Genomic DNA, 9391 nt, shown 5'->3' with positions numbered 1-9391 from the left:
TCCCTATTCCCTATTATTCCCTGTTCCCTATTCCCTATTCCCTATTATTCCCTGTTCCCTGTTCCCTATTCCCTGTTACCTGTTACCTATTCCCTGTTCCCTATTATTCCCTGTTCCCTGTTCCCTGTTCCCTGTTCCACCAATTACCAAAAAAAATGTACTGTCCCAACCCGTTGTGTCGTCGTCCTATTAATGCTGATATTGCCCAGTTTTGTCAGGGGTGTGGGACGCGGTTAAGTTTGGGCCAACGGTATCGGTTACAAGAATTATTAGGAATGGGAGGGTTTGGACGGACGTTTTTGGCGGAAGATTTGTATAAACCGTCTAAACCCTATTGTGTGGTGAAACAATTTTATCCTCAAGAAACCCATTCGGGGGAGAAGGCCGCTTATTTATTTCAACAGGAAGCGGTGCGGTTGGAAGAATTAGGGAAACATCCTCAGATTCCGGAATTATATGCTCATTTTGAGCAAGAGGGGCAACAGTATATTGTACAGGAATGGATTGATGGGCAAGATTTGGGGGAGGAGTTGGCCAAACAAGGGCCGTTTAGTGAGCGCAAAATTGAGCAGTTATTACGGGAAATTTTGCCGCTTTTACAGTATATTCATGGAGGAAATGTGATTCATCGGGATATTAAACCGGAGAATATTATTCGGAGAAAGTCCGATGGCCGCTTGTTTTTGGTGGATTTTGGGGCGGCGAAATATGCGACGGAAAGTGTTTTAGGGAAGACGGGGACAAGTATTGGCAGTTTGGGTTATACTGCACCAGAACAAACGTTAGGAAAGGCGAGTTTTGCTAGTGACTTGTATAGTTTGGGGGTGACTTGTCTGCATTTATTAACTCAGGTGAGTCCCTTGGAATTGTATGATGTTCATGAGGCGGCGTGGCAGTGGAAAGCGCATCTCAAGTTTCCCTTGCGGGAACAGTGGGTGCAGTTATTGGAGGGGATGTTGGTGAAGGCCACGCGATCGCGCTTTCAATCTGCCCAAGCTATTCTACAACAACTCGACACCAACCCCCAACGCTTTCTCCAAGGTTGTCGTTGTGAGCATACTTTAACTGGACATACCGATAAAATTTTATCTGTGGCCTTTAGTCCCGATGGAAAATATTTGGCTAGTGGGAGTTGCGATCGCACGGTAAACTTATGGGAGTTAGGTTTACTCCCCGACTTACAAACCCTCACCGGCCACCAAGGGGAAGTCACCACCCTCGCATTCACCCCCCAACAGCAAACCCTCATCACCGGGAGTCGGTCTGGAGACCTCTTATACTGGCAACTCTCCAACGGAAAACGGTTATCTCCCCTCACCCAAACCTGTAACCCCCTCATGACTCTCGCATTACACCCCAAACGCGCAATTTTAGTCACCGGAGGGGCCAACCATCCCTTAAAACTCTGGAAATTCCCCAAGTTACACCCATTAGGAGAATTACACAGCAAAAACTTTCCGGGGGCCTGGTGTTTAACTTTTAGTCCCGATGGTCAACTTTTGGCCAGTGGGGGGATAAACCAAGTCATTTATCTCTGGGACATGGCCACGGGACAACCCCGGACTATTCTACAAGGTCACAGGGGGACGTTTGCCGGAATTACCAGCCTGGCCTTTAGTCCCGACGGTCAAACCTTAGCCAGCAGTAGTCAAGACCGCACGGTAAAATTGTGGGATGTGGCCACAGGTCAAATTAAAGCGACATTACCGCAACATCAAAAAACCGTGACTTCTGTTGCGTTTAGTCCTGATGGTCATTTGTTAGCCAGTGGGGGAGAAGATGCAGCAATTTCCCTTTGGTCTCCCACTAGCCAACAATTACAAAAAACCTTATTAGAACATAAGGCGGCCATTACCAGTTTAGCCTTTAGTCCCGATGGCAAATATTTAGCCAGTGGAAGTCTTGACAAAACGGTTAAACTATGGTCAATCGAAGGAGAATTATAGAAAACCAGAAACCGGGTTGATCAGCATTCAGATATTATTGATCTGTTCGTAGTAAGCTCGCAAGGGAGCTTCTTTCACCCCTGATAGAGTAACGGCTAGATTTTTCAGTGCCTCGTTGGTCTCTTAACCCGTTTTTAACGGGTTTAAGCTCTTAGCCTTGGGTTTCAACCCAAGGATGATTTGTGAACTACCTTTATCAAATCAAAGATTGTGATAAAAGATTGTGGTCGTAGGATTCTCAGCCTTCTTGCCAAAACTCTGCTCCTCACCCCAAACTGACCACAAAAACCCGCTTTCTCAGTGGTAAAATAAAATAAGCTCTACAAATAGTAAAAGGGGCAATTATGCAACACATGAATAACCAACCCGCCACTCCCAGACATATCCATCACATGAATCAGGGTAATATTGGATTACGAGAAAGAATTGCTCAATTGTCGGCTAACCCCAATGCCAAAGCTGTTGCGGTGGGAGTGGCAACGGTTGCGCTGACTCCGGTGATTTTACCCTTGATGAAACCTGTTCTCAAAGCCTCGATTAAATCCGGGGTTTCTTTGTACGAAAAAACTAAAGGTGCGATCGCGGAAACCGGAGAAGCCATCGCAGATATTGCCGCAGAAGCGCAAGCCGAAGCACAGGCCGAAGCCCAGCAAAAAGCCGCTTTTACCCCTGCCAGCACCCCCCCTCAATCCCCTAACACTGAGGGATAATGGCACAATTACACTTTGTGGCGAAACCGCAAAATCCTGTTAAACGTTAATCTTCAACCTATTAACAGTAAGAAACCACGGGAAACTAACCCTCAAGAGCGAACTCAGACCTCGATACGCTTCGTTCTTGAGCGGTTAAATTATTCGATACATTCAAAATTACTGTTGCTCATAAGAGCGACTTGGCACTGAAACCCGTTGCTCAGAAAACTGCCGAGAGGAGGGAGTCACATCAAGCACCGTATCACCAGCTTGGGACGATTCTTGTTTTTTCAGTTCAGCCACCCATTGCGAGAGGGGAATTTCTTTGCGGCCAGACGTGGGCAACCCTCGGTTAACTCCATTTTTGACGGAGTTTGAGGGAGTCTCTGGTGGGGAGGGTTGTGTTAAAGTCGGGAACAATTTAGGACTTAACACCAATACCCCCAACCCTAACCAAGCCAAGGGGTGATTACCATTCCCATCTTCGAGAATTTCCTTGAAATGGAAGGTAAGCACTGACTTTTCCAAATGGATCAAGGACATAGGATTACCAAGATTCAGCTTACTTCTAGAATAACAGGATTGCCTCAATTAATGACAATTCTTTGCAAGACTCAAAAAAGGTTTATGACTGGGGTTGATCTAACTCTAATTGATGTTGGACTAAGGGGCGTAAACTATTAACGCCAGCCGCGATCGCAGACCCATTATGAATCGCCGTGGCAATCAACGGATTCAGTCCCATAGTAGTTGCTAACCCCAACGCCACCAAATTCGGCGCAACCACCAGGGCAATATTCTGCTCAATCAAGGCTTGGGTTTGTCGCGCAATAGAAACCGCTTCTAATAACCCGTCTAACTGATTATTCATCAACACCACATCCGCCGTTTCTCGCGCAATATCCGACCCTTGGGCAAAGGACACAGACACATCAGCATAGGCCAAAGCCACCGAATCATTTAACCCATCCCCCACAAAGGCCACCGTCCGTCCGGCGGAGTGTAAATTACGCACAATTCGCGCTTTTTCATCGGGGAAGGCTTCTGCATAAACCTGTGCCGTGGGAATTTTCAGGCTTTTGGCCACTTGAGCAGCCCGTTGGGGATGATCTCCGGTGAGTAAGTACACTTTTAACCCGTACTCCTCTTGTAGAGTATTAATCAACGCCGCACTATCTGGCCGCAGGGGATCAGTATATTCAATTACACCGCAAAAAACGCCCTTCCCCTCCGGAGACGCTATGCCATCGCAAGCCACATAAATCCGCGACTGTAACTCCTCCTCCCCATACTCTGCCGCCAAACGACTCTCGGCACTCTCATGGCCTTCTCCCCAATCTATCCCCACTTGCTGGAGAAAACGCTCACTACCCACCCAAACCTCACGGCCTGCGATGGTTGCTTGTACGCCTAACCCCACCTCATAAAACCAGTCCTCCCGCTTCGGTAACGGATTCCCCTGTTGATGAGCATACTCCACAATCGCCTGAGCGACCGGATGATTGAGCCGTTGTTCCGCCGCCGCAGCGAGTCCCAACAACTCCGCCTCCGCCATCCCTCCAACAGGTTTTACTCGGGTTACGGCGATCGATCCTTGAGTCAAAGTCCCCGTTTTATCAAACACCACCGTATCCACCTCCGCCAACTGTTCCAAAGTGCGCCCACTGCGGACTAAAAGCCCGTGTTGCGTCGTATGGTTTAACGCCCCTAAAAAGGCCGTCGGTAGAGACACGCGAATCCCCGTCACAAAATCCAACGTCAGGATAGAAGCCGCCCGCGCCGGATTACGACTCACCCCTAAAACCAACGCAGATAAGAGTAAGGCCGGGAGAATCAAGCGATCGGCCACTTTCTCCGCATAATTGGCCATGCGGGTATCGTGAACCGGAGCTTTTTGTAACAGCGCAATACTGGCCGCCGCCCTCGTTTCCGTTCCCACCTGCTCGGCTTTAATATGAATTTGGCCCGATCGCAACAACGTAGAAGCCAACACCCGATCCGCCTCACGACGCACCACAGGCATCGCCTCCCCCGTCAGACTTTGTTGGTCAATAATCGCTTCCCCGTGTAACACCGTCCCATCCACCGGAATCTGTTCCCCCGGATAAACAATCACCGTATCCCCCACCTGTACCGACTCACTGGGGATTTTTTGTGGGGGTTGCCCAATTTCCCGTTGCACCCAAGCAAACCGCCCAATGGCATCCTGTAAATTTGCCGTCCGAACTTCCGTCACTCTAGCCGTTTGTTCCCGAATGGCATCCCCCAACTCATGGAGGACAATCACCATCGCCGGAGTTACTAATTTCCCTTGCAACGCACTCAGACTCAAAGCCAGAAAGTCCAAACAATCAATATTCAGCTTGCGCTGTTGCACCAAACTCTCAAACGCCCGTTGAGCCACCGGAAACGCCGCCGCCAAAAACGCCACTCCCGCCACAGGCCGCAGCATTCCTAACCGAGAAACGCGACTCAAGAGGGCGAGTAATGCCGCTAAACCCGGCAATTGTAAATTCGACCAAGCGGTTTGGGTAAGGGTGGGCAATTGAGTGATCATCTTAGCCGGAGGAGCAGCAATTCCCGTCTGTTTTGCCGTCTGGGGTTTACTCATTGGCTCTGGAGACGGTTGCCCCAACTGGGGTAAATAGGCTTGTATTTGCCCTGCTAACGCCTGTTCTGTCACCCTATCGGGAGCATAACCAATAATAACCGACCGGGCGGCGGCATTAATGCGAACATGAGTCACCCCGGCAGTTTGTTCCAATATCTCCCGCAGCGTGGCGGCATGATGAGGAAAGTCCCCCAGCAGGGGAATTCGCAGGCGTATCCGACCAGGTAAACGATGGACAATGTGATAATCTGCACCAGAATGCTGAGGAGAAGCCGGAGGGGTGGGGGTTAAAGAGATCATTCGTATCTTAATCAGAATGGGTTGGTGTTTCAGGGGTGGGATTTTCGGCTTGTTCTAAGATGTTGAGCAAGTACATTCCTAACTCTAATTCCGATACCCCCGTACCGTCGTATTGAATGACGAGGGAAGCAGCCGCACGATTGACGCGCACTTGCTGAACTCGTGCATCCCCAGATAATAGAGTTTGGAGACGTTTTGCATACATCTCATCACTGACTAACTTGGGAATCCGTAGGCGAATGCGTCCGGGAATGGAGTGAACAATTGTATAATCCTCTTGGCCTTGTGGGGTAGCTTGATGATTATTGCCTTCTGGGTTGGACTCATTGGCGGTTTGGGGATGAGCCTGTTGTTTTAATTGCACCACTCCTTGACGCACCATGGCGGCAATTAACAGGTTCACCAGTAAGGCTTGGGCCCCTCGCAATTGTAACCGATTAGTGACGAAGATTCCTGCCAAGACGGGGACAATGGCAACGATTTCGCTATAGTCTTCGAGGACTTGACCCACTCGACTGGCAATGGCTGAGTTTTGGGAGGATTGCATCTCTAACCCGGATGTAGCATTGGTCATTCTTAATGTTCCTTTCGTGAGACGATGACTAACTGGTCTCTCAATTCCCGCGATAATTGAGAAATTTTATCACTACTGTAGCAGGTGGGGGGGAGTCTAGACAAACTGGGGAAGATAGGGGAGCGTCGGGAAAATGGTAGGGTGCGTTCAACGGTCAATTCCCTTAATTTTCTCTCTTCATTTGACTCTTGGTTGAACGCATTATATCCTCTACTCTTCTGACAAGATAAGGTGCGTTGGGTGAACTTATTTTGGAGTGTTGTTTGCAGTTTGCTCTCCATCCAACGCACTCTAAAGTGAGCAATCAAGCTCTGATTTAGTTTTTTCTAAGTTAATTGTGCAATAACAAGAACTTTAAACAGCCAAGTACTCAAAACAATCATGATGGCTACTGCTAACGCGGCTACAGATTCGGAAATTCTTGAAATTTTGTTGCAGCCTGTGTAGATCATCAAAATTGTATAAGTAATGGCTAAAATGCCGAGAACGATCAATATTTCTAAATTGCCAGCTCCTAAAAGTCCAATTAAAAGAATTAGGAAACTTGTAGGTAATAGAGCAGTTCCAGCAATGAAGACATCTCCTGATATGCTTCCCGAACCTCGAAAGAGTAATCGAGTAACAAAGCTAGAACCGACAATACTTATTACTAATAGTGCGCCAAAAAATGCAACTTGAAAAAAAGGCGTTTCGTCCGAATTAGTTGACATAGCAAATACTTGAAAAAGATTACCGAAGCCAAACACAAAACAGACAACGAAGAAAATTCCAAAGGCGATACCTACGCCTAGAGATCGTTTTTCTCCAAGTCCTTTATAAAATTCGGGAAGTCCTCCTACAGGATTTGTTGCAAAAATTTTTAACCCGTTTACAGCATCTTGGACTGTTTGCTTGACAGCTTCTGTTGTTTCTTGACTTTTGTCTGACATGGTTCTTTTTCCTTAATGTATTTGTTTGTTGTTGAAAGGAAAACAAGCAACTAAAGATTGCACCTTACCAGAAAATATGCACAGTTATTTTTTAGTTTAGAAAGTCCATAATTTCTTGAGTATAGCGATCTTAGATAGTGTATAAACACTTTAATTTTCAATTTTTGCCATGGGTGAAATACGGCGATAAGTGCGTTCATAACCTATTTAGGCAGGCTATATAAGACATTCTCCAAATGCTTTCCTATTTTCTGATGCTCCCAAAAACTTGAAAGGGCTAAAGCCCTGACTACGAACGACAAATGGGGTTTTTATTATTCACCAATAACAAATTACTTACATTGAATTCCAAACAACGACATAATATAAGCCTATCTCGATCTCTCGTTGGTGTATACACATGAACGCTAATCAACTTTGCCTGGGGTGTCTCTGGATGTGGGGAGGAGTTTAACTCAGGTCGCCAACCAGTTAGGGTTAAATGCTGTGCCTCGGGTGGATGCGTTTGTGGAGAATGGGTCGGAGTTGGTGTTTGGTGGCCGGGCCCGTCTTGATTTTACAACCAGTTTTACCGGGCGCGATCGCTTGCTCATCCGTATCGCGGAAACCAACCTCTTTCCCTTCACTGCCAATAGTTTTGGCCGATTTCGGGCTCCGGCCTTTCCCCCCGTCCTCCTCCGTCCCGTGAATGCCCCTTTTACAGGCAACACGGGGGAAACGGCCCAAACGTTTAATCTCGATGAAGCCAAAATCGGTTACTTTTTCCCCGTGGGGTCGGCCAAACTGTATATTGCGGCAACTGGCGGCCATTGGCATGATATCACCCCTACGCTCAGTGGTTCATTTCAGGACTTTGATGGCGGTAATGGGGCATTATCTGTTTTTGCCACAGAAAGCCCGATCTATCGCATTGGAGGGGGCGCAGGGGCGGCGTTTCACCTCCCCTTGACGGAGGATGAGAGGGCGGGTTTAACTTTGGGCTATTTGGCGGGGCCGGGGGCCAGTGATGCCAGTCGGGGGGTATTTAATGGCGAATATGCGGCTTTGGGCCAGGTTCATTTTGGCTTCGGTGATCTTGATGTTGGCTTAACCATCGTTATCCGATTAGTGAAAATTTAGTGAAAATATTTCCCTCACCCCTGGGTTAATCTGGCTTTTTTCGGCGAATGAGTTTAACCAAGAGGTGATTATAGGGACGTTACGGACGACGTTTACTGTTTAGGATTCTTTGTTCTTGGTAGAAAGAAGGATAACGGGTAATCAATAATTATCCATTATCCCTTACTCACTAAGTCCCTACTGCAATACCTTGGCTGACAAAAGATGTCACCCATAATTGTAAATCAGGGTCGGCCATTTGTTCGGCGACCTGTTTTTTTACGGTTTGGGCTTGTTTTTGGGACTCACAGAGACCAAACACTGTGGGGCCAGACCCAGACATCATGGTCCCTAAAGCATTGCTTTGTTTAAATGCTTCTCGCAGTTTGGCGACTTCTGGGTAAGCGGGGAGGACGACTTCTTCGAGGTCATTGTGGAGGTGTTGCGCGATCGCGTTACTATTTTCTTTAGCAATAGCTTCCACTAACTCCCCCGACTCCACCCGTTTCACTTGGTCAGAAAATTCTTCCGGTTCTTTATAGGTTTTCCCAAACTGATGGCGATAGGTGGTATAAGCCCAAGGAGTGGAGACTTCGAGGCTTTTATGTTTCCCCAAAACCACCCACATCCCCGAATAACCGCGAATAAAGTCTAGTTGTTCCCCTCGTCCTGTGGCAATGGCCGTCCCCCCCGCAACGCAAAAGGGAACATCTGACCCCAATTCCGCCGCTAAATCCTGTAATTCCGGTTGGGTGAGTCCCAATTCCCACAGGGAGTTTAACCCCACCAAAACCGCCGCCGCATCGGCTGACCCTCCGGCTAACCCTGCCGCAATGGGAATATTTTTTTCTAGGGTAATGTCCACCCCACCATGATGGTTAAATTGATCAAGGTAGCGATCGCGCATAAAGGCCGCTGCCCGATACGCTAAATTCGTCTGAGGGTCGCTGAGGTGACTATGGTTGCAATGGAGGTGAATGGTCTGGCGGCCTGCGGGTTTAATCTCAACCCGGTCCGCTAGGTCGATACTTTGCAGGATCATCACCAGTTCATGGAATCCATCGCTGCGATCGCCTACAATTTCTAAATACAAATTAATTTTAGCGGGAGCTAATAAAGAATACTGTTTCATACAACATCTTAAACTTACCTTCCCGTATCATAGGCGTTGACTCCCCCCCCTGAGCAGACCCGCGCAAACTTTTGTTATCCAAGGTTGGGAGATGGGGGAGATGGGGGAG

General features: G+C 47.9%; 8 protein-coding genes. 3 read left to right on the top strand and 5 right to left on the bottom strand.

Translation table 11 applies throughout. The annotated features are described in order from the left end of the window. Nucleotides 1–155 precede the first annotated feature (155 nt). Complete coding sequence (locus PN462_RS11425) at nucleotides 156–1946, top strand: serine/threonine-protein kinase (RefSeq protein WP_272128344.1); 1791 nt, start codon at nucleotides 156–158, stop codon at nucleotides 1944–1946. A 383-nt stretch (nucleotides 1947–2329) separates the two neighbouring features. Further along, nucleotides 2330–2656, top strand: coding sequence for a DUF5132 domain-containing protein (locus PN462_RS11420; protein WP_443029145.1), 327 nt, complete (start codon nucleotides 2330–2332; stop codon nucleotides 2654–2656). Between the two features lie 159 nt (nucleotides 2657–2815). Here PN462_RS11420 and PN462_RS11415 read toward each other — a convergent pair whose 3' ends face one another. The 4 genes from PN462_RS11415 to PN462_RS11400 all read right to left on the bottom strand — a co-directional run bounded on the left by PN462_RS11415 (nucleotide 2816) and on the right by PN462_RS11400 (nucleotide 7052). Further along, nucleotides 2816–3154, bottom strand: coding sequence for a hypothetical protein (locus tag PN462_RS11415; protein WP_272128342.1), 339 nt, complete (start codon nucleotides 3152–3154; stop codon nucleotides 2816–2818). Between the two features lie 109 nt (nucleotides 3155–3263). Next, on the bottom strand, nucleotides 3264–5549 hold the full coding sequence (locus PN462_RS11410; protein WP_272128341.1) for a heavy metal translocating P-type ATPase: 2286 nt from the start codon (nucleotides 5547–5549) through the stop codon (nucleotides 3264–3266). Between the two features lie 7 nt (nucleotides 5550–5556). Then, nucleotides 5557–6123, bottom strand: coding sequence for an HMA2 domain-containing protein (locus PN462_RS11405; protein ID WP_272128340.1), 567 nt, complete (start codon nucleotides 6121–6123; stop codon nucleotides 5557–5559). A 326-nt stretch (nucleotides 6124–6449) separates the two neighbouring features. Then, nucleotides 6450–7052 (bottom strand): hypothetical protein, encoded by a 603-nt coding sequence (locus PN462_RS11400; RefSeq protein ID WP_272128339.1) that lies wholly within the window; start codon nucleotides 7050–7052, stop codon nucleotides 6450–6452. Nucleotides 7053–7469: 417 nt separating this feature from the next. On the opposite strand from PN462_RS11400, the gene PN462_RS11395 reads away from it, so the two are divergent. Next, nucleotides 7470–8171, top strand: a complete 702-nt coding sequence (locus PN462_RS11395; protein ID WP_334310449.1) for a hypothetical protein — start codon at nucleotides 7470–7472, stop codon at nucleotides 8169–8171. A gap of 169 nt (nucleotides 8172–8340) precedes the next feature. Here the strand turns inward: PN462_RS11395 and ispE are convergent, their stop codons facing one another. After that, nucleotides 8341–9282, bottom strand: a complete 942-nt coding sequence (gene ispE / locus PN462_RS11390; RefSeq protein ID WP_272128338.1) for a 4-(cytidine 5'-diphospho)-2-C-methyl-D-erythritol kinase — start codon at nucleotides 9280–9282, stop codon at nucleotides 8341–8343. Between the last annotated feature and the right edge of the window lie 109 nt (nucleotides 9283–9391).

Source organism: Spirulina sp. CS-785/01 (assembly GCF_028330525.1).
Classification (GTDB): domain Bacteria; phylum Cyanobacteriota; class Cyanobacteriia; order Cyanobacteriales; family Spirulinaceae; genus JAQMSD01.
This window is presented reverse-complemented; position numbering and strand designations above follow the sequence as displayed.